The sequence below is a fragment of the Shewanella sp. 10N.286.52.C2 genome (assembly GCF_002874545.1).
Taxonomy (GTDB): domain Bacteria; phylum Pseudomonadota; class Gammaproteobacteria; order Enterobacterales; family Shewanellaceae; genus Shewanella.
In genome coordinates, this window is the sequence record NZ_MCTV01000014.1 from 76,919 (window position 1) to 100,603 (window position 23,685).

Genomic DNA, 23,685 nt, shown 5'->3' on the forward strand with positions numbered 1-23,685 from the left:
AGTTACACGCTATGAAGTTGGCTCACGTCAAAGAGCCGATTGTGCAGGTCTCAGTAGAAGCTAAATCCTTGCCGTTATTATCTTGGTTAGGGGCGCAAACTCAATATCCACGCATATATTGGCATGCCCGTGACAAACAAGAAGAAGTGGCCGCTGTAGGCGCCTGCAAAGACTTCAAGCAAGAACAAGAAATTAATGACGAGCTACTGGCATCGATTTACCAATCCCAGCGTGGAAAAAGCAGTAATCAAGATATTCGCTACTACGGCGGCGTCGCCTTTGACCGCACCGTAGAATGCTGGCCTGAATTTGGCCGCACTCGCTTTGTACTGCCTCGCATAGAACTGCGCCGTCATGACAACATCATCAAAATTTTAGTAAATTTAAATTTTGAAGATAATAGTCAAGATGATGAGTGTAATGCGGCCATTGAAGCCATCAATCAGCTCAAACCAGCCAAACCATTGTCACCACCTAATAAACTGCCTTTAATGGGCCGCAGTGACTTGCCAAATTACCCACGCTGGAAAGAATTGGTTGAGCAAGTGACTAACCCTAAATTTAATGCCACCACCCCTAAAGTGGTGCTATCGCGCCAAACTCAGTTAGAAATTAATGATGTGGTCGATCCTTGGATGGTATTAGCCTGCTGGCAAGGGCGCAATCCCAACAGCTTTCAATTTGGGTTTCAATTTAGCCCTGAGCGCACCTTTATTTCATGCTCGCCTGAGCGTTTATACTTACGCCGCCAAAAAGAGTTATTTACCGAAGCCCTTGCCGGAACGACTGTGCGTGGTTTAAACCAAGAAGAAGATGATTTTCTTGCCAATCAGCTACTAGAAGACAGTAAAAACAGCAATGAAAACCAACTGGTTAGGCAGCAAATTGTTGATGTACTCACGCCATTAAGCCATTACGTTGGTGCGGATGAGTCTGCCAAAATTTTTAAATTAACTCATATTCAGCACTTACACCGCTCTATTCGCGCTGAATTAAAAGCCGGTGTTAATGACTTTCAATTACTTCAAGGTTTACACCCAACCCCTGCCGTGGGCGGGTTACCGCGAGAATCAGCATTAAACTTTATCCGTCAACGTGAAGGCTATAATCGCGGCTGGTATGCGGGCGCATGTGGTTATTTAAATAAGTACGAGAGTGAGTTTTCTGTGGCCATTCGCTGCGCCTTAATTGAACCAGGGCGAATTAATCTGTTTGCTGGCGCGGGGATTGTTGCCGGTTCAGATCCACTGGCTGAATGGCAAGAATTAGAAAATAAACTCACCACTATTTTATCCATTTTGGTTGAGTTATAAGCTTTAACATTACCAAAATAGACAAAACCCCAGTGCGTCACTGGAATTTTTACTATTAAGGTAATCATTTCAACACTTTGTTTTCGCTATAAAAATAACGCTAAAACATGAATGATTAAAATTTATAGCCCACTGATATCATAGCGGCAGGATCTGTTTTTGTATCGCCATGATCTCCAAAAGAGCCACCTTCATCTTCACGGCGTAGACCTGCGCTAACACCGAATTGCCAACCACTTTGAGCAAAGCCACTGGGATAATACTCATAGTTGATGACTGCGAAACCATCTTCACTGGTTAGCGCTTCGCTTCCTAAACTTAATCCAAATGAGTGTGACTGACTCTCATCAACAAAATACTGATAGCCCAAAGCACCACCGACTAATCCTAATGCCGCCGAGAAAACATGACTGTCATGTTGAAAATGATACCGAGCCCCTAAAACGCCACCATATTGGTATCCAGCCCCCACAGTAAAACTCGAGGGCGAAGCAACGTCTTCCGCCTGGACTGTACTACTAGTGAGTAATGCAAAGCTGCTAGTGAGTAATACAAATAAAATTTTTACCATTCAAAGTTCCCTTTATAATTAATAAGCACTTCATGTACTTACGCTGGATAGTATCTCTGTTTGTCACTAAAAATCAATGTCAAATTAACGCTTCGCTAATTTAGCTGAAACGCAAACCGATAGCCGTACAACAAAAGTGCTTTTTCGCTTTTATGAATAATCATAAAATACCGCGTTACGAGCATCAATATTGGCCATTAAATTGATTATTGATAGAACTAACCAGAGTATTATTATCAAAATCGGTCGAAAAATGTCGCGCGATGGTTGCATCTTATTTTTTGCTCACTATAATGCGTCCTCCTTGGCGAAAATGACACCACTCAATAAACTCTTTGAGCAAGTGAAAGTCAGCTAAAATATTATAATCAGCAACGCCAAGTACATGCATATACGGGTTCCCTCACCCCGTCTAACCCAATAAAAAAGGCCATAACATGTTAATGCTCTCTCAGGCGCAATGTCGCCGTGCACTGATGTTTCTTGTCAGTTTTCATATCATCATTATTTGCGCAAGCAACTATTTGGTACAACTCCCGTTTCAGATTTTTGGTTACCACACCACTTGGGGTGCGTTTAGCTTTCCCTTTGTCTATTTAGCCACAGATTTAACCGTCAGAATATTTGGCCAACAAGCGGCTCGCAGTATTATTTTCAAAGCCATGTTACCTGCATTGGTGATCTCCTATGTCATGGGAGTGATTTTCCATCAAGGGGTTTTCCAAGGCGCTGATTCATTAGCCCAGTGGAATCAATTTGTGTTCCGTATCGCACTTGCCAGCTTTGTGGCTTACTTAGTCGGACAGTTAATGGATATCACTGTATTTGCTAAATTGCGTAAAGCTAAAGCCTGGTGGGTAGCCCCTGCCGCATCGACTCTATTTGGTAACTTGGTTGATACTGTCGTGTTTTTCAGTATTGCATTTTACGCCTCTTCAGACCCATTTATGGCAAATCACTGGCCTGAAATAGCCACTGTCGATTACGCCTTTAAACTTATGGTTAGCTTAGGGTTATTTTTACCTGCATATGGGGTATTACTGAAAGTGCTCACCGATAGGTTGGTTTTATCTGATACAACCCGCACCTCGACTGCGCTCTAATGTTACTAAATCACCGCGAGTCACTGCTGACAAAGCACACTTTCTAGTGAGTTTTTAAGCTATGCCGCATTATTAACTGGTACGATGAGTTAATATGCGGCCATATTTTTGCTGTTGTCAGCTCAATATCAGCCGTTCTGATATTGAGGCGGCATGGCCCAACCAAAAGTAAACCTTACATGCTAACTATCCAAATTGAAGCTCATACTGAGCTAAGTGCTGAGGTGGCTATTCATATTGCCGCTATCAGTGCCCGCATTAACGAACTCGATCGCGCTCAAACTGTCGAATCATTACATAGCAAATTAGACAATCAAGCTTGTTTGATTTTATTAGCTTATGTTGAAGGTGAACTTGCTGGGTTTAAAATAGGATATCAGCTCGATAATCAGCGTTTTTACAGCTGGCTTGGCGGAGTTGATGCTGATTTCAGGCAACTTGGTTTAGCAAAATCTATGCTCGAGTACCAAGAAAAGTGGGCGACAGAGCAAGGTTATCAACGCCTTGAAGTTAAAACTCGCAACCAATTTAACGCCATGCTGACGATGTTGGTTACTAACCAATACCACATTACGCAGGTTGAATCAGCCACTGACTCGGCAGATAACAAGTTGTTTTTGCATAAAGAATTAGCTTAACAACCAAGATAGACAGTGTCGATTTGAACGATAAAAGTTAGTCGACTACCCCAAAGAGCTTGCAGAGCATTTGTAAAGGGTTTGTAAAGTTGAAAATAATTTCACCAACAAGTTGCAAATCTAAATGATAATGATTACTATTTATCTGCGTTCCAAAACTCAGTTCTTATTAATAGCTTCATCTCCTATTAATACCCTCTGAGTCTGCAAGCACGACATTGCTCATACACTCTTAGTGGCCAGGCTCATCACCTGGCTTTTTTTTATCTGCGATTGACTCAATTACACTATTAATCCCAAACCAAGAAACTAACGCAGACTATCTAGTCGTCACTGCTTATAACAATCCATATTCAATGTCATATGCAACTAACGCTATAAGCAGCTAATACGATAAACAGCTAAGCGTCAGTATCTACGCGGCTATTATCTTCAAAATGCAGTCCATCATAGGGATTATTTTCCTGTTCTTCTTTCGCCTTATGATAAAGCCCGATAGTAAATACCGTACCTTTACCTAAGGTCGACTTCACCTCAATGGTGCCACCAATGCGCTTAATAATGCCGTAACTGAGCGATAAGCCTAAGCCTGTACCGTCTTTACGGGTAGTGTAAAAAGGGTCGAAGATACGGCTTAAGCGCTCAGGTTTAATCCCCATGCCTTCGTCTTCCACTTCAATTTTTACCCCGACAACCTCGTCATTTTCAAGCCAATCATTGGCTCTGACCCAAATTCGGCCTTTATTTTCAATGGCGTGGGCAGCGTTAACCACTAGGTTAATGAGCACTTGTAAGATTTGCGGCTGATTCACTTGTACCGTGCATTGGGTATTAATATCTTTGATGAGTTCGACTTCTTGCTTTTCAATCGAGTGCCTAACCAGTACTAACATTTCTTCGATCATCGGTTGCACTGGGTGCATTTCAAGCGGCGCATTAAACTCACCGGGGCGACTGTACTGCAACAAGCTGCGAATAATGGTGCTTATTCTACCTACCTGCTGAATAACCAGTTCAATTTCTTCTTCAACAGCAACAGCCTTACTGCCAAGCTCATACTTCATTAGTTCCATATTGCCTAAAATTACCGCGGTAGGATTATTAATTTCATGGGCAATACCGGCTGTAAGCTCCCCTAAGGCGGTTAACTTTTCATTGGTGACCAGTTGATGTCTTGTTTCATTTAGCAAGGCCACGTTACGTTGCAGCTCTTCGGTTTTATCTTGCAAGCTACGGGTACGTTGCTCCACTTTCACTTCAAGCTGCTCTGCCGCTAGCTGAATTTGGTTATTACGCCGCTGCAGTAAGTCCAGCATGTGGTCAAATTGCTCAGCCAAATTAGATAGCTCATTATCATGCTCTAATCCCAGCTCGCCGATACGTAAGTCTCGGCCTGACTGCACCGCTTTTACCACATGATGAATGCGCTCAATGGGCTCAAGTAAGCTATTAGCCCCTCGATAAACCAAGAAACCAGACACCAACAACACCAGCATTAAAATGGTGCCAAGCTCGAGGATATTGAGAATATAGGTGTGTATAAAAGGCGACTCAGAAAAACCTGAATAAATCATCCCAATACGTTTACCACGAATATCTTTAAGGGGTGAGTAGCCTGAAATAAACCAGTCATTTAATACAAAGGCACGGTCAACCCACGACTCCCCTTCAACCAAGACTCTCTGGCGCACATCTTCTGACACTAAGGTGCCTAATGCCCTCGATTGGCTCGCTGTTTCATGGGTCGAAAATAGATCCATAGGCACATTGGTACTAATGCGGGCATTATCAAGAAAAATAGTCACAGTACCAATTGAGCGCTCAGGCAAGGTGCCCTCGTCGTACACCAAGTCTCGAATATGATCGACTATAACCGTGTTGCGATTAAATAAAATCCCACCATCGAGATACCAATTCACTTGGCCATTTTCATTTAATATGGGCAATAAACTCCGGCTTAACATGCCACGTGTTTCTTCACTTTTGGTGGGCTCTTGCGCCCTTAAAGTAGCCGATATAGGAATGCGGGCGATACTGGCTAAATCGGGGTCGAGACGAGCCAAACGCTTGGCTGATAACACCATCAAACCAGACAAGGGTTGTTGCTGTTGGATTTTGGGTAACATTATCCGCAAATCGGGATCGGCCGCGGCTTGCTCAACTTTGATTAGCCTTAATATATCAAGTTGTAAAAACTGCTTTTGTTGTTCCAGGTATTGATTAATTTTGTCTATCTGGGATGAGTCGCCCTGCTTGATTTGCTGGAAGGCATTCTGAAAGTCCCATGATTGACTCACATTGAGCAATTGAATTTCTTGTTGTCGCTGAACCTCTTCAAGGGTATTGGTGGCCACAGTCAAATCAGCCTTAACCTTCATAAACAACTGTTTACCGGTATAACTGATATTCCAGTAAATGGTAATGAACACTAGGCTTATCAGGGTCAGTAAGATGGGCAGCAATGTCAGGATTAAAATCCGATAACGCACTTTGGCCTGCATTTGCTGCCAGCTGACTCCAAATATTTGACTAAATACCGACACGATTTACGCTTCCTTATCCGGTTCAGCATCAAACCATTCTTTATATTTTCGATCTAAGGTTTTTCGAGACACCCCTAAATCGCGGGCAGCCGCCGATTTATTGCCATTATTGGCATCGACAACACTCATGACGTGTTGTTTTTCCACTTCTTTTAGTGGCCAACTTAGTGGGTAACCGACTTGAGTCATCGCTTCTGTTTCTGGCGCTTTTTTCCAATACTCTGCAGGCGGCTTACCCAATAAAATACAGCGCTCAATCATATTACGCAGTTCACGAATATTCCCTGGCCACTCATGTTGTTGCAGTACCTGTATATCTTCATGGCTCCAAATCACCTCTTTAACCCCTAACTCGCGGGCTAGTTGCCAAGTAAAATGATGGGTTAATTCAATCACATCCTCAGGACGTGTGCGTAAAGGAGGGATCAAGATATTGAGTACATTGAGTCGATAATATAAATCACTTCTGAAGTTACCAGCAGCTACCTCTTCTGATAACAAGCGGTTTGTTGCCGCCACCACTCTGACATCAATGGCGACTTCTTTTTCACTGCCCACGGGCCTGATAGATTTTTGCTCTAAAACCCTCAATAGTGCCGTTTGCATTTTCATTGGCATTTCACCAATTTCATCTAAGAAAATCGTTCCGCCTGACGCAAAACTAAATAAGCCTTCACGGGCGCCTTTCGCGCCAGTAAAGGCACCTGCGGTATGGCCAAAAAGTTCACTACTCAGCAACTCGGGGGCAATGGCGCCACAGTTAACTGGGACAAATGCGCCAGTACGGCCACTTAGCTGGTGTAATTGCCTTGCCACCAGCTCTTTACCAGTACCTGACTCACCTTCGATGAGCACCACGGCATTTGTTGGCGCAACGCGTTCAATGACTTGTTTCACTTCCATCATGGCATCGCTGTTGCCAATCATGGTGGTTGAGTGGCCAGTTGAAAGCTCACGACGAAGCATGAAGTTTTCACGCTTTAATAACCTTCGTTCAATACAACGGTCAACCGAAGTCATCATTTGCTCGAGATGAAACGGCTTCATAATGAAGTCTGAAGCGCCCGCTCTTAAGGCTTTAATCGCCACATCCATATCGGCATAGCCAGTCATAAAGATAATGTCCGATTGGCGGTCAGGTTCATTTAGCGCCTCATGCCAATCGATACCAGAGCGATCAGGCAAGCGAATATCGACAATTAATAAATCAAAATGGCCACGGCTACGCAGCTTTTCTGCCTCGCCAATGGTGGAGGCAGTTTCTACTAAAGCGAATTTTTTTGACAACGCCTTTTTAAGAAAGCTACGCATTCCAGGCTCATCATCCACAATCAATACCGAAACAGCAGTTGGTAACGATTTTTCGTTTGAGTCATTGGTGTTCATATGAGGGCCTACTTTGGACATTTTGACTATATTTAAGCTTATCGTATCACTAAAAATCTGTTGCTGGGTCAGTTTGCCCACCAGAATTAGCTTACTGGGACAATATGTCTGTAAAAACATAATTCGCACGCGATCTAGATCACAATTTTAAATTTAGTCGTGATCCAAATTTTCAGAAACGCCCTTGGCATATTATTTGCTGTATCTATTTGTAACTAAGATAAGTTAATGTAAATGTTGTTTTTTTAACCATAAATATGATGTTTTAATGATTATCTCTTCAAGGAATTAAAAATGTTTAGTCTAAAATCAGCTTTAACGGCAACATTCAGTGTCGCATTATTAACTAGCACCATGATGAGCGCGACAGTAAATGCTGAAGAAATTATTAAGCTTGCGACCACCACCAGCACTGATAATTCAGGTCTTTTACGCGCTATTTTGCCGACATTTGAAGCTGAATCTGGTTATAAGGTACAGGTTATCGCCACAGGTACTGGTAAAGCACTAAAACTGGCCAGTCAAGGTGATGTAGACGTGGTAATGACCCATGCACCTGCTGCTGAAGCTAAGTTTGTTAAAGACGGTTATGGCACTAATCCTCGCGGGATCATGGAAAACGATTTTGTGGTTTTAGGCCCAATTGCTGATCCCGCTAAACTAGCAACAAGCGATGATGTCGTTGAAGCGTTTCAAAAAATCGCAGCATCGGGCAACAGTTTTATCTCACGCGGTGATAATTCTGGCACCAATATGAAAGAGCTCGCAATTTGGAAACAAGCTTCAGTATCACCGGAATTTTCAGGCTATACTTCAATTGGCCAAGGTATGGGTAAAACGTTACTGATGGCCAATGAGAAACAAGCCTATACACTGACAGATCGTGGAACGTTTGTTGCTTACAAAGCTAAATTAGATTTGGCAATTACATTCGAAGGCGGCGCCGATTTAGCAAACCCTTATCAAATTATCCTAATTAACGAAGAAAAATACCCTGAATTGAATCATCAAGGTGCTAAGGCATTAAGCGATTGGTTTATTAGCCCAGCGGCTCAGCAGATGATTAATGACTTTAAAGTTCAGGGAGAGCAATTATTTAAGGCAACATATAAGTAATGAATGAAGGCTGGTTAGCCCTACTGCAGCAAGCATTTAGCTTGCTGCTTTCGTTAGACCCTGATGTATGGTCTATCATAAGTGTATCTTTTTCCGTCTCTTTTGCGGCGCTGCTCATCACCTTGATCCCATCAATTGTGTTGGGCTTTTTGCTGGCATCTTACCAATTTCCTGGTCGCTGGTTTGTCACCAATATTGTGCAAACCTTACAATCAATCCCCACAGTTGTGATCGGCTTACTGGCTTATTTGCTGCTCACCAGAAATGGGCCAATGGGCGACTTACGCTGGTTGTTTACCCAACAAGGAATGATCTTAGGACAAATGATGATTTGTGCCCCGGTACTTATCGCATTATCCCAAGCGGCATTTAGTAGTGTAGACCGCCGTGCATGGGAAACCTCCCGCACCCTTGGCGCATCGTGGCAGCGTGCTATTTGGACCGTATGTCGCGAACTTCGCGTACCGTTATTATTGGCCATTATTGCTGCTTTTAGCCGAATTTTGACTGAAGTGGGTTGCTCAATGATGGTGGGGGGCAATATTTTACACCACACCCGTAATATTCCCACCGCCATTGCCTTAGAAACCAGTAAAGGCGACTTTGCCCAAGCTATCGCACTAGGATTAGTGCTGCTGATTTTAGCGATTGTGATTAATTTTGCCATCGGCTCACTGCGTGGCAAGGCCATGCCAAGGAGTCAGTAATCATGGTTAAAGTGACCGCGAAAAACATTCAGGTGCAATTTAAAGCAAGAAAGTTGTTTGCTTTTGACAGCCTAAGTTTTTGTGAAGGCGATGTCATATACCTGCAAGGGGACAATGGCAGTGGTAAATCCACCCTTATGAAACTATTAGCGGGGATCGTAAAACCGTCATTAGGTAAGGTAACAGCTGAAGGATTTGCCGCGCCAAAATGGTGGCAACCAAGTACCTTACTAGGCAAAGCGGTTTATCTTCACCAACATGCCTACCTGTTTGATGGTAATGTGGACTACAACTTGCGCTACGCCTTACCAAAGGACAAGTTTAGCGCCGAGCAGCTTCAACAGCGTATTCGTCAAGCTATTGATATGGCGCAGCTGGGGGCATTATTACACAGTAATGCCACTGATTTATCTGGCGGTGAACGCCAACGATTAGCGCTAGCCAGAGCTTGGATAAGCCAACCCAAACTGTTAATGCTAGACGAGCCAATATCTAATATGGATAAGCAATCGCAAAAACTGGTTTTAGCGATGATTAACCAATTAAAACAAGAAGGCACAGGTCTAATTATTAGTAGTCATCAAACCTGCGGCTTAACAGCCTTGTGCAAAAAGCATTGGCATATTGCTGACAACAACGTTGTGGCCAGCAATCATATCCCTAGCGTTGAACAATCACAGGAGTTTCAATATGTCAGTGCAAATTGATGCCGTTATTTTAGCCGGCGGCATGGCCAGAAGAATGGGCGGCATAGATAAAGGCTTAGTTGAGCTCAATAATAAGCCAATGATCAGCCACACCATTGAGCGAGTTCAGCCACAAGTGAATCGCATCATCATTAATGCCAATAGAAGCCAGCAACAATATGCTGAGCTAGGTTTTGAGGTTATCAGTGACAATGACAGTGGTTATTTAGGCCCACTCGCAGGCATGGTCACCGCGATGGCGCACACTGATGCCGAGTTATTATTAGTGGTGCCTTGTGATAGCCCAATGCTACCAACAGATTTATGTGAGCGCATGTATGCCTCGTTAAAAGAAGCCGATGCTGATATCGCGGTAGCCAGCGATGGCGAACATCACCAACCTGTGGTGATGTTATTAAAACCTGAATTAAAACAATCGATGCAGGCCTTTTTAGATGCCGGCGATCGAAAAATATTTTTATGGTATGAAAAGCAAAAACACGTTGTAACCAGCTTTGCCGATCAACCTAATGCATTTGTTAATGTGAACACACTTGAACAAAAACTTGTCATCGAGAATGCCAAGTAAGCTGTGGCAACACAGTAACAAGCCAACAATGAGGTCTTTATGAGTATACCGTTTTCCAATCCGCTGAGTATTCCTGTTCTTGGATTCTGTGCCTATAGCGGCACCGGTAAAACCACCTTGTTAAAACAACTTATTCCCGAATTAAATCGTCGTGGGTTACGTTTAGCAGTAATTAAACACGCACACCATAATTTTGATGTGGATATTCCGGGAAAAGACAGTTACGAAATGCGTAAAGCAGGTGCTAAGCAAATGCTGGTTGCCTCCCATATTCGCTGGGCATTAATGACTGAAGATGCGGTTGATGGTGACCCACAATTACCGCACTTACTAAAGCAAATTGAAACGGACAAAGTGGATATCGTGCTTGTTGAGGGCTTTAAAAAGCTGCAACTGCCTAAAATTGAGCTGCACCGCGCCGCCCACGGCAAGCCACTGATCCATACCCATGATGAAAACATTGTCGCTATCGCGTGTTGTGACGACACCGAAACACCGGCCGAGTTAACCCGACTCGATTTAAATAACGTCGGCCAAATTGCCGACTTTGTGATTGAATACAGCCAAAAGTGGCAAACGCCTGAAGTGGCTTTACCGATCCCAACCGTTGCAACACCTGTAAGCGATGAGCAGAAATTTTTATCAGTTGCCCAAGGCTTAGAGCAACTCATGACCATGGTGACGCCGCTTACCGCTAGTGAGCAAGTCACCATCGATGACGCAGCAAATCGAGTACTTGCTAGCGATGCGATTTCACCTGTTAACGTGCCCCAGCAAACCAATTCAGCAATGGATGGTTATGCTTTTGCTTATAGTACTGATAACAGCCCAAGCAACCCAGTTGCGCCATTAAAATTGATGGGTGAAGTGCTTGCTGGGCACCAATATCCAGGCACATTAAACCCCGGTGAAGCCGTACGCATTATGACAGGCGCAACCGTGCCAACTGGCGCTGACACTGTCGAAGCACGTGAATTGGTGGTTGAACAAGATGGCCAAGTGCAATTACAAGGCAAAGTGGATGCGGGTCAGCATGTCAGACTTGCAGGTGAAGATATTGCCAAAGATGCCTTAGCATTAGCAAAAGGTCATCGCTTACAAGCCGCTGAACAAGGCTTATTAGCCTCATTGGGTTTAGCCTCTGCAGATGTTGTTAAACAACCGGTTGTGGCGGTGTTTTCCACTGGCGATGAAGTGAGTCAACCGGGCGAGCCGTTAAAAGCCAACTGTATTTACGACTCTAATCGCTACACCATTAAATCAATGGCGCAAAAGTTAGGCTGTAAAGTCATTGACTTAGGCATTATTGAAGATAGCGAAGCATCATTAACGGCTGCGCTACAACAAGCCAGTGTTGATGCCGATATTGTGATCAGCTCCGGTGGAGTTTCTGTCGGAAATGCTGACTACATCAAAACAGTATTGGCTAAAATTGGTAAAATAAACTTCTGGCGCATTAATATGCGTCCAGGTCGACCATTAGCCTTTGGCCAAGTCAACGACAGTTTGTTCTTTGGCTTACCGGGTAATCCCGTGGCGGTAATGGTGTCGTTTTTACAATTTGTGCAACCTGCAATTCGTAAACTGGCTGGCGAAAGTAATTGGCAGCCACAATATTTACCAGCAATAACAGATAGCATCTTAAAAAGCCGCACAGGTCGAACAGAGTTTGTGCGCGGTGTTTACTCGTTAAGCAATGATGGACGGTTACATGTGACCTCAACAGGGGCACAGGGTTCAGGGATGTTGAACTCCATGGTTAAGGCAAATTGTCTGGTTATTATCGGTGAAGCCGAAGATGCCGTCATGCCTGGCCAGCAAGTCTTCATTCAGCCTTTTGCTGAACTGTTATAACTAACCATAAGATGTACTAATTCATGAGTTTGATCGTCGACAGTTTTAATCGAAAAGTAGAGTACTTACGTTTATCGGTCACTGACCGCTGTGATTTTCGCTGTGTATATTGCATGAGCGAAGATCCAAGCTTTCTGCCTAGAGAGCAAGTACTCACCTTAGAAGAACTCGCATGGATTGCACAAGCCTTTACCGAACTCGGAGTAAAGAAAATCCGCTTAACTGGCGGCGAACCTTTAGTAAGAACCGATTGCGATAAGCTTATTGAGTTATTAGGTAAATTGCCTGGTTTAGATGATTTATCGATGACCACCAATGGCTCACGCTTAAGTAAACTTGCTCAGCCCATGCATGATGCTGGTTTAAAGCGCTTGAACATCAGCTTAGATACCCTCAACCCTGAGCTATTCACTGAAATGACTCGCAACGGTAAAGTTGAACGAGTCATTGCAGGTATTGATGCCGCTAAAGCCGCAGGCTTTAAGCATATCAAAATCAATGCCGTGATTTTACGTGGCAAAAACGATCATGAAATCTTAGATTTAATCGACTTTTGCCGTGATCGTGAACTAGACATCACCTTTATTGAAGAGATGCCACTAGGGGTTATTGATGAGCGTAAACGCAGTCGTCATTGTTCTAGCGAAGAAGTCAGAGCCCTTATTGAAGCCCGCTATCCATTAGTGCCGTCAAGCAAACGCACTGGTGGGCCAGCACGTTATTTCAAAATGGCAGATCACAGTATTCATATTGGCTTTATCTCGCCCCACAGTAATAGCTTTTGCCATGAATGTAACCGCGTCAGAGTGACAGTCGAAGGCCGTTTATTGCTGTGTTTAGGTAATGAAAACTCGGTTGATTTAAAAGCGATTGTTAGAGCGCATCCAGGTAATATTGATAAGCTAAAACAAGCGATTTTGGATGGCATTCAACAAAAACCCAAAGAGCACTACTTTGGCACCGATGATGACGTGCAAATTCTGCGATTTATGAACACCACTGGCGGTTAAGCCATTTTTACTTACGCAAATCAACCGCCTTCATTAACTAGCCTTAGCAGATAACCACCAAGGGTTACCCACTAAGGCTAGCTTTGATATACACTAAGACTAACAACCACTAGCACGTTAGTTTATGGCCTTATCTCGAAAAAAATGGAATAACATCCTGATCATTGCCTGCGTTTTCATGGTGGCAGTGCTAACCTTTATCGACTCAAAAACCAATCAAATGCCCGATGATGCCCAAGCATTATTTGATGAAACTAACCAGTTAACCCAATTGCAATTCGATGATATTTGGCTTAATAAAGGCGCTAACGGCTGGGTCTGCTCTGCAAGTGTTTTAAACTGTAGAACTTTAGCCGAGGCTTGGAGCCAATTAGCAATCTCCCCCACCAGCATAAGTGATGCAGAGCGCCAACAGTTACCGGCAGCGCAATCGTTAGTGATTGCGATAAATCACACCCCACAAGGACAACTTTGGCAATATTACCCCCAGTATGGGTTATTGCAGTCAGCCGCCGATAATTGGTACCAAATCCCGCCAAGCTTACGTACTGAACTCATCCCTATCATTGCCAGCCAAACACAAGAATAATAGAGAGCCCTATGCCTGAATTACCGGAAGTTGAAGTCACTCGCCAAGGAATATCACCCTACCTCGTCGATCAAACCGTTCGCGACCTTATTATTCGTAATGGTTCGTTACGTTGGCCTGTGCCTGACATTTGCCGCAATATTATCGGCCAAACTATCCGAAATGTACGTCGCCGCGCTAAGTACTTACTGATAGATACTGACGCGGGGATCACCATAGTCCATCTAGGTATGTCTGGGAGTCTGCGAATTTTACCAGCCAACACCCCAGCAGAAAAACATGACCACATTGATTTGGCGTTAGAAAATGGCCGCATTCTGAGGTTCAATGACCCAAGGCGCTTTGGTGCATGGCTATGGTATGAATTACCTGAAGAAGCACATCCATTACTATCAAAATTAGGCCCAGAGCCACTGTGTGAAGACTTTAATCCAGTGCAACTACACAATGCCCTCGCCAATAAGAAAAAGGCCATCAAACTGTGTTTAATGGACAATAACATTGTGGTCGGTGTGGGGAACATTTATGCCAATGAAGCCTTGTTTGCCGCAGGTATTCATCCTCAAGCAGCTGCTGGCTCAATTGATATTGAACGCTTAACAATTCTGGTTGCTGAAGTGAAACAGATTTTAGCCCAAGCCATTAAACAAGGCGGCACCACCTTAAAAGATTTTACCAATGCCGATGGTAAACCCGGTTACTTCGCCCAAAAGTTACATGTTTATGGCCGTGGCGGCGAAAACTGCACTAAATGCGGCAATCTATTAAGTGAAATACGTTTAGGTCAACGCACCACGGTATTTTGTGGGCTATGTCAGACATAAGATTGTTGAGGGTAAAATAGGGCAGAACAAGCCTTACTCCAGGTTGAAAGTATTTAGCGGCAATAAATCAAAAAGCCTCGATAGCATAGCTATTGAGGCTTTTTATTGAAAAAATTATAACAATAAATTTAATAACTTAATTAAAATTTATACTGGTAACGAGTATATAAAGTGCCATCTACTTCACTGTCTTCCACTTCAAACTCTGATTGCGATACGCTACCACCAAAGGTCATCATGCCGCTTAATAATGGCATACGATAAGACAGCTCTAGCATGAGTAAATCTTCTTTCGGTGGCTGCGGCGCCCAGCCATGACTTGGACTTTCGCCATCTTTATTTAATTGGGCATAACGTAAAATAGTGGTAAATGCATGGCTATTTGAAAACTGGCCAATTAACCCCAGTGCATACACCTGAGCATCACTGTCGTAGGTGCTGCCAATAGCGCGACCATAATTTCGAGATCCACTTTTATAGGTGCTGTGCTCATAGAAGCAATTAAAGGCATTCGGGTCTTCACCGCAAAACACCATAGTATCTGTATATTCAAAAAATAGCTTATATTGCTGCGAGGCAAAACTAAAGCGGGTGTCTACACCATACATTTTAGCGCAGTCGACTATTTGCCACGGTTCACCTTTTGAGTCTTCGCAGGTGCGCTCAAGAAAAAGTCCCACAGGCACATCCCAAAAAGTATCTGAATAGCGTACATCAAAGCCCGCCATTTGATTGCCGTAATTTGAGCAACCACTACCCGTATCATTGCGACAATCACGCTGACCAGTAATCGACTTCCAGGCGGAGTCCCAATCGCACTCTTGACCTTCACCACAAAACTGCGCCGTCCAAGAAAGGCCGATTTCTAATTGCCTTAATGGCTTTATTGAGCCGCGCACATTCCACAATAACGCATTGGGGGCATAACGATCTTCATCCATCATGCTTACTCCACCAGTGAGGTTCCACGCGCCCAGCCACGAAAGCCATGGGGTTTCAAACGCCTCAGCATTGTTGCGACTCACCATCAGTGATGGCATAGGTCGGGCATTATTGGATTTGTGTAATCCCGAATCAAAACCAGGCCCCCACCACTGCTCAAAGCTGCCTGCAGTGACAATCCAGTTACCCAATACTACCGCCATATAAGAGTCGTCTAAGCGAAATTCTTTATCATCTTGGGGATCGTAGTTAGCTGAAGCAGACACTTTATAAGCGAAGCGCTCGCCCATATATTCATAAGAGGCTTTGAGTTCAGCTTTTTCACGATAATCAGAGCCAAAGTGTTGAAACCTTGCTTCATCGGTCGCAGCAGTTGCTGTAATACTGGTGTTCCCTTTATTGCCAACAGCATTTTGATAATAAAAGTTCACTCGAGCAAACGCATCGACTAATGCGGGCTTCATTAATGAAGGTTCTGCTGAAGATAAATCCTTTCCAATACCCGACCACATCAGTGGAAATGTATTGATAGGTACCGTGATCACACCAGCATCTGCCAGCGCCTGAATATCTGCCCGTAGGTAAATATCTGAGGTATCAACCCAAGGCGCAGCCGAAAGTGCCGAACTTAAGCATAAACTGCCAAAGCCAAGCCCTAAAAAGCGCATTGTGAATGAACGGTGTTTAAATAGCGACTGCGATGATTTCATTTTAGGCTTATGTTTTGATGTGATGAATAACGGCATTAGCAGGCGATTACTTCGTCTGCTGTAATTTAATTGAAGCAATTTTTTGCAGCAAAGAAGCGGCGACATCCTGATGGACAAATTGACTAACGTCACCGCCATGCAGGGCAACTTCTTTTACCAAGGTAGAAGAGATAAATGAGTTTTCTTCCGCTGGGGTCAAAAAGACACTTTCTAAATCTGGACTTAAACGACGATTCATATTGGCTAATTGAAATTCATATTCAAAATCTGACACAGCTCGCAGACCACGCACTAACACACTCGCCTGTTGCTCTTTAGCAAAATCAACTAATAAGCCAGTAAAGCCAACCACTTCCACATTGTCTAAATGGGCGGTCACTAAATTAACTTGCTCTACACGCTCTTCAAGGGTAAACATCGGCTGTTTTGACGGATTTGAGGCAATGCCGATAATGACGTGACCAAATAATTTTGCCGCACGCTCAATTAAATCAGCATGGCCATTAGTAACGGGATCAAAAGTACCTGGGTAAATTGCGCGTCTATGCATTTGAATATTCACTGTGTAAAGTATTGCCAGCTAGTTTATCAGTATCAAATACTCGCATCAAAGTTTGATTTGATACAGGCTGTGATTTTGCACCTTTCCCACTAAAATTCCATTCGCTTCGTGCTTTATAATGCTAAAATAGACCTAACTCAAATTTATATAACCAGCCGAATATGTCTATTAGTTGTTCACTTATCATCACCACCTATAATTGGCCTGAAGCACTGAACAAGTCGTTAGACAGCTGCTTATTACAAACCGTAAAACCCATTGAAGTCATTATTGCTGATGATGGTTCTAAACAAGAAACCAAAGCTTTAATCGCGTTTTACCAAGCCAAGCAACTGCCCTTTAATTTAATCCATTGTTGGCAAGAAGATTTAGGCTTTCGAGCGGCCCAGAGTCGTAATAATGCCATCCAAGCGTCATCGGCAGACTATATCATTTGCATCGATGGCGATATTATTTTGCATCCTCGCTTTATTGAAGATCACCTGCATAATGCGAAAAAGAACCAAGTCATCGCCGGTAAGCGAGTCAGACTATCTCAAAAATTTAGTCAAAAGATAATGACGTCTAACGACCCCATCTCGCCGGTATCAGCTTTATTTGCTTCTGAAAGTGGTCATAAAAATGCCCTCCGCTCTAACGTGTTAAGTCACTACTTAAGCAAAACAAATCAAAATGCAGACAGCGTGTTTAGTTGTAACTTTAGCTTTTGGCGTCAAGATGCGATAAACGTCAATGGCTTTAATTGTGACTTTGTTGGTTGGGGCGCTGAAGATAAGGAATTTTGTATCCGGCTGATCAATGACGGAGCATCAAAAAAGCAATTGAAGCATTTAGCAGTATGTTATCACCTGTACCACCCAGAATTGTCTCGAAAAATGGCACAAGTAAATCAACAGATTTATGATGACGCCATTTCAAAAAAATTAACTTATTGTCAAAATGGCATCAAAAAATACATTCCAAGCTAAAATTTACTCAAAGCTAAAGCTGGCTTGGCAATTTGGGGAGCTTACTTCGATTAACTCTTACCTTTACCTCAAAGCATAACTTTTGCCAAATGCGTTTTAGGGGATGTTTTTTAGTGGTATTTCGGTTACCCAAAGTACATATTTCACTTTCAAAGTCAGCTTCCTGAACAGGAAAAGGTCTGACGACAAAACAATTTAGGCCCTTTTCAAACCAAAACTGAATATCGATATCCACAGGTCTTGCAATAGGCATTGCCGTTGCAAGTAGCTTTTTAGCCCCAGATAACGACACAAACTGACCACGGGTAGAAGAAGGCAGTTTTAAGCAGGTCGATAATGAAAAGCCATCATCAAGCTCAAGGGTATCAATAACCGCTTTTTGTTTACTGCCGTGACATAATTTAATGTAGTCCCACTGAGCGGATAAATGACTCACGCTTTTTAATAATGATACTAAGTCAGGGCTTAAAATTGAGTCATCTTCTAAAATAAGCGCAAAGTCCAATTGCTGATCTAGCATCATATTCCAGCAATTTACATGGCTCAAATAGCAGCCAATTTCCCCTACATTCAGCACTTTGTCATATTTTGCTAAATTACTTGGCTCATCAAAAACCGTAGCAATTTCAGTTTGAGTCAGTTCTTTACCATATACCGCAGGCACTCGCTCAAACTCAATATTGAGTTGCTCAAGCTGTTGTTGCATAAAAGCCATTCTTTCAGTGCTTTTATCGAGATTGATTACAAATACTTTAAACTTCATAATACTTCTTAATTCAGCCTTTTATGCAGATTGATTTTATTAGCCATTTTAACAGTTTTCCCAATAATAAAGCGTTAGACGACGGTCAACTTTATCGCCATTGACCTCGTTGATACAACGGGCATAGCGAACCTACTTTCCGAGCATAAACTCAACCAAATAAGCCACTTACCAGCACTGGCCAGGGTTCGTTATTATGTTGATAACCCACTAGCATACGCAGACAGTAACTTAGTGGGCCACTTGACCATTCAGAGAGGGGGTCGTCACGTAAACACCATAAATCTTTAATTAAGTCATCACCAGATAAACAGTTCCCGTTTTGAGGTTAATGCGTAGCATCATAAACCATTAAGTGTCAACAACGGGCTAATATGATTGAAACTATTTATTAAAAGCAAACGCGCTTAAAGGTGCAGATTGCGCTTTAGGAGCTAGCATAGACTTAATTAATATTAGCGATTGTTTTCTAGCAACCACAAACCTACGTATTTGTTAAAGCTCACCTGCGCATAGGTCATAGCAATAATAAAACCAACACTACCATCGAGAAAACCACGCCGTAAAAAGTAAATATGAAAAAATGTCCACATCCCCCTTAGTAAGGCTAAGGTTAGTCCATGGGATTTTTTTCCTTTACGAAAATATTTCTTCCAACCAAGCCAAGCATATTGCGCGGCTTTATTCAGCCCATGACCGTAATCACGATGGGTATAATGTGATAGCAGTCCTTTTAGCTTACCGATATTGCCAACCTTTAACCCTAGCTCATTAGAGTGCTTTCCCGACAATTGGCCTACTGACTTTACAGATTATAATATTTTAATAAAGCCGCACTCATTGACCCAAATGAGAGGCAAATTTAAAAAAACTTCCAATAGCCAAGCTTTCTGCGCATTTTAAAGTTGCGTAAAATATTCAGAGGTTTAGGCTTTAAATCCTCAATGCCACTCTCAATCAAGTTATCCGTGGCAGCGAGAACTCGCTCACTAGAGCAACCATCTCGATTTGGATGGATGTTATTACAATATCTATCAATCTCAGCCATCAACTCTGGTGGCCTTGCAAGTACTCTAGTTAAAGCAGGCTGAATATCCTCCAGTTGGGTGACATTGACTAAATGAGTTCGCTGTGTATGATTATTAAAGGTAACAACGGGCTTCCTTTGCAGCAAAAACATAATCATTATTGAAGAGGTATCGCACAGCATCACATCAGCAGCATTTAGCAGAGGCAATACATTATCTGTTTCAACGAAGGTTAGATTTTCATTTTCTAACGTTTTATAGCGATCAACTACCTCTTTATTCATTTTAGGATGAAACTGCACTAACAATCGCCACCTTCCCTGTAAAGATATAGCCTTTATTTCCTCAAATATAATTGGCGCACAAGAGAGGTTGCGAGAAAAAGTTGAGCAAAATAGAATGGTTGGGCGATCATCACCTTCGATGCGATATGGGTTAACAAGAGCATTGGTAAACATTGGATCTAAAGTTGGCCAACCTGTTTCAGCAACTCTAAATGTGCCAAATTTTTCAGCTAATTGAATAAATGGCAACGTTGTTTCCGGACCTTGAGTACAATAAAGATCAAAGCAATCACGGATCTCAAAATGATTTAAACGCCCTTTACGGTTTATTTTACCTGCCGCAAAACCATGAAATACTCCAACTTTGATACCAGGAATAAAACTGGGTACGACATTTCCAGGAACAAATACTGCGCCTGGCCGCCAAGCTTTCACATCATCAATAGACAGTAATCGCGTTTCAGTAGGTTTTAAGAATGTAGCATCGACTTCTTTCCCTTCTAAAAACCAACATACTTCATCGCCACGAGCTAGAATAACCTGTTGCAACGGCCTTAAAATAGCATATGAATAATTTTGCGATATATAAAATAAATAACGCTTATTAACTCGACCCACAACTACGCTCCTCACAAAAACGCTTAATTATCATCCAACAATACAAATAGTAAGCACCTATTAAAAATTATAACATGGAGGTTCCATTCCCAAAAAATAATCTCCCCGTGTTATTATTGCTTAACTATATTTACTTTAATACGATTGAATTATGATGAAACTCCCTATCAGTGTCTTTATTATTACCAAGAATGAAGAGAAACATATCGAGAAAACGCTTCAGAGTGTTGCCTCTTTAGATGAGGTTATTTTAGTAGATTCTGGCAGCACTGATTCTACTCTCGATATAGCGAAACGTTACGGAGCAAAAGTCTATTCCCATCCATGGCTTGGCTACGCAAAACAAAAACAATACGCCATGTCATTATGTTCCCATGAGTGGGTTCTTAATTTGGATGGTGATGAAGCCATAAACTCTAGTTTAATCGACGCGCTCAAAGCAATTATGGAGCATGATAAAGCAGATAGTGTACGTTTTTGGCGTAATGACATTTTTATAGACAAACCACTATCATCCTGGACAAAAAAACCCAACAATCATCGATTTTATAAACGCTCAAAGTCTTTCTTTGACGACTCACGTTTAGTACATGAAAGTGCTACTGTTAACGGTAAAGAGATTTTTATTAATGAAACCTTTGATCACTTTGGTTACAGCACCATTGCAGCCATTACCAATAAACATAACACCTACTCAAGCTTAAAAGCCGATGAAAAATTCGCTAAGGGCAAGAAGTTTTCAAATTTAAAGTTAATTACCATTATTCCTCTCGTATTTATAAAAGAGTACTTTTTTAGGCGAAAAATATTTTCTGGGAAACGTGGTTTTATTCTTGCTGTGATGAAGGCTTATTATGCCTTTTCAAAAGAGGCCAAATTATATGAAAATTACCAAACAAAACAAAAAACTAACCTGTAAACTTATGTAAATTAAGCAGACTTAGTATTTAAAAGCCAATTAGATACCTTTTAACTAATTGGCTTTTAGTATTAAAATTTTTAACGAAGGCATTTCGACCCATCGACCGAGTGAACTAACCTATCAAATGTCTTAATAACGCGCTCTACCCCAATAAGAACCATCAAATCTGACCCCTTTGCCCTTTTCCCCCAAGCAATGCTGCTATCAGGAAATTGCTGCTTAATCACTTGATCATACACGCTGACGACCGAGTCTAAACTGCTATAAGGCCCTGTTCGGCCTGGATTTGAATGGGCGTATAAGCCAATCACTGGCGTACCTTGAGTCACCGCCATATGGGCGGGGCCGGTATCTGGCGCAATAACCAGACTGGCTCTTTTCAATAATGCTAATAATTGCGTTAGGCTGGTTTTTCCAATCATATTATCGATATGGCTGTGGCTGTGCTTAATGATATTAGCCGCTAAATCGACCTCAAGCTGGCTTGGGCCGCCACAAAGTATCACTCGATAACCTTTTTCGACCGCATGATCTGCCACTGCAGCGTAACGCTCTGGCAGCCAATTACGCTCAGCTTTACTGGCTGCGGGGCAAATCACTAATACTTTTTCATCATCTGTGATGACTTGTTTGGCGAACTCGGTATCGGTTTCAGGTACCGGAATATTCCAGCTTGGGGTTAAATCTGTAACGCCAATGGCTTTGGCAAAGCCCATAAACCCTTCTAACACATGGGGCGTTGCCAATGGCTCCACCCTATGATTAGTCACCAACCACTGACCTTCTTTAGCTCTGGCTTTATCAAAGCCCACTCTAACTTTTGCTGAAATCATCAATGATGCGATGGTCGCTCTCAGCGCCACTTGCATGTGTAGTAAAACATCAAAGCGTTGACCAGCGAGGGCTTTTCTCAATTGGCCATAACTGCGCCAACCTTGGGATTTATCAAAGATCACAAACTGAATACCGGGCATATGTTTAACCAATTGATATTCAACTTTACCAATCACCCAAGTAATGGCTAAATCAGGGTATTGACGCTGAATAGCTTGCACCATGGCCACCGCATGACACACATCACCAATCGCGGATAAACGAAGTAAACATAAGGATTTCATCGATGAAAAGTCTGCTTTCATGGGTTACCACTAACGATATAAAGGGAATTAAGTACAAGTATTCGATCTTAATGTAGAATATTGTTTTTAGCCACCGACAAATCGACGCTTTTACTCATTGGCCTATGCAACTTGAATCAACAGAGACTGGGATCATTGCTTGGTGCGAGCCACTCGCGCAGCAATTAACTCCCGCACAATTCCAAGCTGACTACTGGCAGCAACACAATGCCATTATAGGCCAGTCAAAAGGTCGCTATACCACCTGGTTTGTTGAACATGACCACCAGCGCTGGGTATTACGCCATTATTGGCGTGGTGGCTTTATGGCAAAATTAAGCCGTGATGCTTATGTTTTTACTGGTATGTCTCGCACTCGAGCCATCGCTGAACTGGCGTTATTAGAAAAGTTGTTTGATGAAGGTTTTCCGGTACCCAGACCCATTGCCGCCAATGTTGAACGCTTTGGTATTTGGTACCGTGCAGATTTGATTATTGAGCTGATTGATGGTGCGAAAGATTTAGTAGCCTATTTATCCAAAACAGCCATGAGTGATAGCCAATGGCAGCAGCTCGGCGCCCTCATTGCTAAATTTCATAATCGTGGCGTATATCATGCCGACCTTAACGCAAAAAATATCTTACTGGCCGAGGCGCAATTTTACCTTATCGATTTTGACCGTGGCGTAATAAAAACACCCGCTAAGCAATGGCAGCAAGCAAATTTAAACCGATTACTGCGCTCGTTTAATAAAGAGCAAGCGAAACTGCCAACGTTAAATTTCAATGAATCAAATTGGCAGCAGTTACTTTACGGTTACCAACAAGCCATTAATTAACT

Annotated in this window: 24 protein-coding genes; 15 read left to right on the forward strand and 9 right to left on the reverse strand. The window is 42.6% G+C overall.

Annotation, left to right across the window (positions count from 1 at the left end):
* Nucleotides 1–11 precede the first annotated feature (11 nt).
* Complete coding sequence (locus tag BCU94_RS07010; RefSeq protein ID WP_102439440.1) at nucleotides 12–1,313, forward strand: isochorismate synthase; 1,302 nt, start codon at nucleotides 12–14, stop codon at nucleotides 1,311–1,313.
* Nucleotides 1,314–1,428: 115 nt separating this feature from the next.
* Here the strand turns inward: BCU94_RS07010 and BCU94_RS07015 are convergent, their stop codons facing one another.
* The gene (locus BCU94_RS07015) at nucleotides 1,429–1,884 is read right to left on the reverse strand and encodes a hypothetical protein (RefSeq protein WP_102439347.1); all 456 of its coding nucleotides are present in this window, start codon (nucleotides 1,882–1,884) and stop codon (nucleotides 1,429–1,431) included.
* A 437-nt stretch (nucleotides 1,885–2,321) separates the two neighbouring features.
* Between BCU94_RS07015 and BCU94_RS07020 the strand changes: the two genes are divergently transcribed.
* Entirely contained in the window at nucleotides 2,322–2,987 is a 666-nt protein-coding gene (locus tag BCU94_RS07020; RefSeq protein WP_102475983.1) for a 7-cyano-7-deazaguanine/7-aminomethyl-7-deazaguanine transporter, read from the forward strand.
* Nucleotides 2,988–3,166: 179 nt separating this feature from the next.
* Nucleotides 3,167–3,625: a GNAT family N-acetyltransferase gene (locus BCU94_RS07025; RefSeq protein ID WP_102475984.1), complete on the forward strand. Its 459-nt coding sequence runs from the start codon at nucleotides 3,167–3,169 to the stop codon at nucleotides 3,623–3,625.
* Nucleotides 3,626–4,026: 401 nt separating this feature from the next.
* Here the strand turns inward: BCU94_RS07025 and BCU94_RS07030 are convergent, their stop codons facing one another.
* Both BCU94_RS07030 and BCU94_RS07035 read right to left on the reverse strand, forming a co-directional pair.
* A complete protein-coding gene (locus BCU94_RS07030; protein ID WP_102475985.1) occupies nucleotides 4,027–6,168 on the reverse strand; it encodes a cache domain-containing protein in 2,142 nt (713 codons plus the stop codon).
* A gap of 3 nt (nucleotides 6,169–6,171) precedes the next feature.
* The gene (locus tag BCU94_RS07035) at nucleotides 6,172–7,554 is read right to left on the reverse strand and encodes a sigma-54 dependent transcriptional regulator (RefSeq protein ID WP_102476013.1); all 1,383 of its coding nucleotides are present in this window, start codon (nucleotides 7,552–7,554) and stop codon (nucleotides 6,172–6,174) included.
* 354 nt (nucleotides 7,555–7,908) lie between these two features.
* Between BCU94_RS07035 and BCU94_RS07040 the strand changes: the two genes are divergently transcribed.
* The 8 genes from BCU94_RS07040 to mutM all read left to right on the forward strand — a co-directional run bounded on the left by BCU94_RS07040 (nucleotide 7,909) and on the right by mutM (nucleotide 14,929).
* A complete protein-coding gene (locus BCU94_RS07040) occupies nucleotides 7,909–8,670 on the forward strand; it encodes a substrate-binding domain-containing protein (protein WP_241904970.1) in 762 nt (253 codons plus the stop codon).
* Nucleotides 8,670–9,377, forward strand: coding sequence for an ABC transporter permease (locus BCU94_RS07045; RefSeq protein ID WP_076542090.1), 708 nt, complete (start codon nucleotides 8,670–8,672; stop codon nucleotides 9,375–9,377). The genes BCU94_RS07040 and BCU94_RS07045 overlap by 1 nt, the downstream gene beginning before the upstream one ends.
* A 2-nt stretch (nucleotides 9,378–9,379) precedes the next feature.
* Nucleotides 9,380–10,084: an energy-coupling factor ABC transporter ATP-binding protein gene (locus tag BCU94_RS07050; protein ID WP_102475987.1), complete on the forward strand. Its 705-nt coding sequence runs from the start codon at nucleotides 9,380–9,382 to the stop codon at nucleotides 10,082–10,084.
* On the forward strand, nucleotides 10,068–10,652 hold the full coding sequence (gene mobA, locus BCU94_RS07055; protein WP_102475988.1) for a molybdenum cofactor guanylyltransferase MobA: 585 nt from the start codon (nucleotides 10,068–10,070) through the stop codon (nucleotides 10,650–10,652). The genes BCU94_RS07050 and mobA overlap by 17 nt, the downstream gene beginning before the upstream one ends.
* A 39-nt stretch (nucleotides 10,653–10,691) precedes the next feature.
* Entirely contained in the window at nucleotides 10,692–12,506 is a 1,815-nt protein-coding gene (locus BCU94_RS07060) for a bifunctional molybdopterin-guanine dinucleotide biosynthesis adaptor protein MobB/molybdopterin molybdotransferase MoeA (RefSeq protein WP_102475989.1), read from the forward strand.
* A gap of 23 nt (nucleotides 12,507–12,529) precedes the next feature.
* On the forward strand, nucleotides 12,530–13,516 hold the full coding sequence (gene moaA, locus BCU94_RS07065; RefSeq protein ID WP_102439337.1) for a GTP 3',8-cyclase MoaA: 987 nt from the start codon (nucleotides 12,530–12,532) through the stop codon (nucleotides 13,514–13,516).
* A 124-nt stretch (nucleotides 13,517–13,640) separates the two neighbouring features.
* Nucleotides 13,641–14,105, forward strand: a complete 465-nt coding sequence (locus BCU94_RS07070; protein WP_102475990.1) for a hypothetical protein — start codon at nucleotides 13,641–13,643, stop codon at nucleotides 14,103–14,105.
* A gap of 11 nt (nucleotides 14,106–14,116) precedes the next feature.
* Nucleotides 14,117–14,929, forward strand: coding sequence for a bifunctional DNA-formamidopyrimidine glycosylase/DNA-(apurinic or apyrimidinic site) lyase (gene mutM / locus BCU94_RS07075; protein ID WP_102475991.1), 813 nt, complete (start codon nucleotides 14,117–14,119; stop codon nucleotides 14,927–14,929).
* A gap of 140 nt (nucleotides 14,930–15,069) precedes the next feature.
* Here mutM and BCU94_RS07080 read toward each other — a convergent pair whose 3' ends face one another.
* A complete protein-coding gene (locus BCU94_RS07080) occupies nucleotides 15,070–16,539 on the reverse strand; it encodes a capsule assembly Wzi family protein (RefSeq protein WP_102476014.1) in 1,470 nt (489 codons plus the stop codon).
* A gap of 88 nt (nucleotides 16,540–16,627) precedes the next feature.
* Entirely contained in the window at nucleotides 16,628–17,131 is a 504-nt protein-coding gene (gene coaD, locus BCU94_RS07085; RefSeq protein ID WP_076542073.1) for a pantetheine-phosphate adenylyltransferase, read from the reverse strand.
* Nucleotides 17,132–17,304: 173 nt separating this feature from the next.
* Between coaD and BCU94_RS07090 the strand changes: the two genes are divergently transcribed.
* The gene (locus BCU94_RS07090) at nucleotides 17,305–18,111 is read left to right on the forward strand and encodes a glycosyltransferase family 2 protein (protein WP_102475992.1); all 807 of its coding nucleotides are present in this window, start codon (nucleotides 17,305–17,307) and stop codon (nucleotides 18,109–18,111) included.
* A 13-nt stretch (nucleotides 18,112–18,124) separates the two neighbouring features.
* Here BCU94_RS07090 and BCU94_RS07095 read toward each other — a convergent pair whose 3' ends face one another.
* Entirely contained in the window at nucleotides 18,125–18,874 is a 750-nt protein-coding gene (locus BCU94_RS07095; protein ID WP_102475993.1) for a glycosyltransferase family 25 protein, read from the reverse strand.
* A 93-nt stretch (nucleotides 18,875–18,967) separates the two neighbouring features.
* Between BCU94_RS07095 and BCU94_RS07100 the strand changes: the two genes are divergently transcribed.
* Nucleotides 18,968–19,165, forward strand: a complete 198-nt coding sequence (locus BCU94_RS07100; protein ID WP_102476015.1) for a GDP-mannose 4,6-dehydratase — start codon at nucleotides 18,968–18,970, stop codon at nucleotides 19,163–19,165.
* 164 nt (nucleotides 19,166–19,329) lie between these two features.
* On the opposite strand, the gene BCU94_RS07105 is transcribed toward BCU94_RS07100, so the two are convergent.
* Together BCU94_RS07105 and BCU94_RS07110 are read right to left on the reverse strand one after the other, a co-directional pair.
* Entirely contained in the window at nucleotides 19,330–19,665 is a 336-nt protein-coding gene (locus BCU94_RS07105; protein WP_241901073.1) for a hypothetical protein, read from the reverse strand.
* 71 nt (nucleotides 19,666–19,736) lie between these two features.
* Nucleotides 19,737–20,804 (reverse strand): CDP-glycerol glycerophosphotransferase family protein, encoded by a 1,068-nt coding sequence (locus BCU94_RS07110; protein WP_102475994.1) that lies wholly within the window; start codon nucleotides 20,802–20,804, stop codon nucleotides 19,737–19,739.
* A 151-nt stretch (nucleotides 20,805–20,955) separates the two neighbouring features.
* Between BCU94_RS07110 and BCU94_RS07115 the strand changes: the two genes are divergently transcribed.
* Nucleotides 20,956–21,723 (forward strand): glycosyltransferase family 2 protein, encoded by a 768-nt coding sequence (locus tag BCU94_RS07115; protein WP_241904968.1) that lies wholly within the window; start codon nucleotides 20,956–20,958, stop codon nucleotides 21,721–21,723.
* Nucleotides 21,724–21,803: 80 nt separating this feature from the next.
* Here BCU94_RS07115 and BCU94_RS07120 read toward each other — a convergent pair whose 3' ends face one another.
* On the reverse strand, nucleotides 21,804–22,865 hold the full coding sequence (locus tag BCU94_RS07120; RefSeq protein WP_102475996.1) for a glycosyltransferase family 9 protein: 1,062 nt from the start codon (nucleotides 22,863–22,865) through the stop codon (nucleotides 21,804–21,806).
* Between the two features lie 104 nt (nucleotides 22,866–22,969).
* On the opposite strand from BCU94_RS07120, the gene BCU94_RS07125 reads away from it, so the two are divergent.
* The gene (locus BCU94_RS07125) at nucleotides 22,970–23,683 is read left to right on the forward strand and encodes a 3-deoxy-D-manno-octulosonic acid kinase (RefSeq protein ID WP_102475997.1); all 714 of its coding nucleotides are present in this window, start codon (nucleotides 22,970–22,972) and stop codon (nucleotides 23,681–23,683) included.
* Nucleotides 23,684–23,685: the final 2 nt, after the last annotated feature.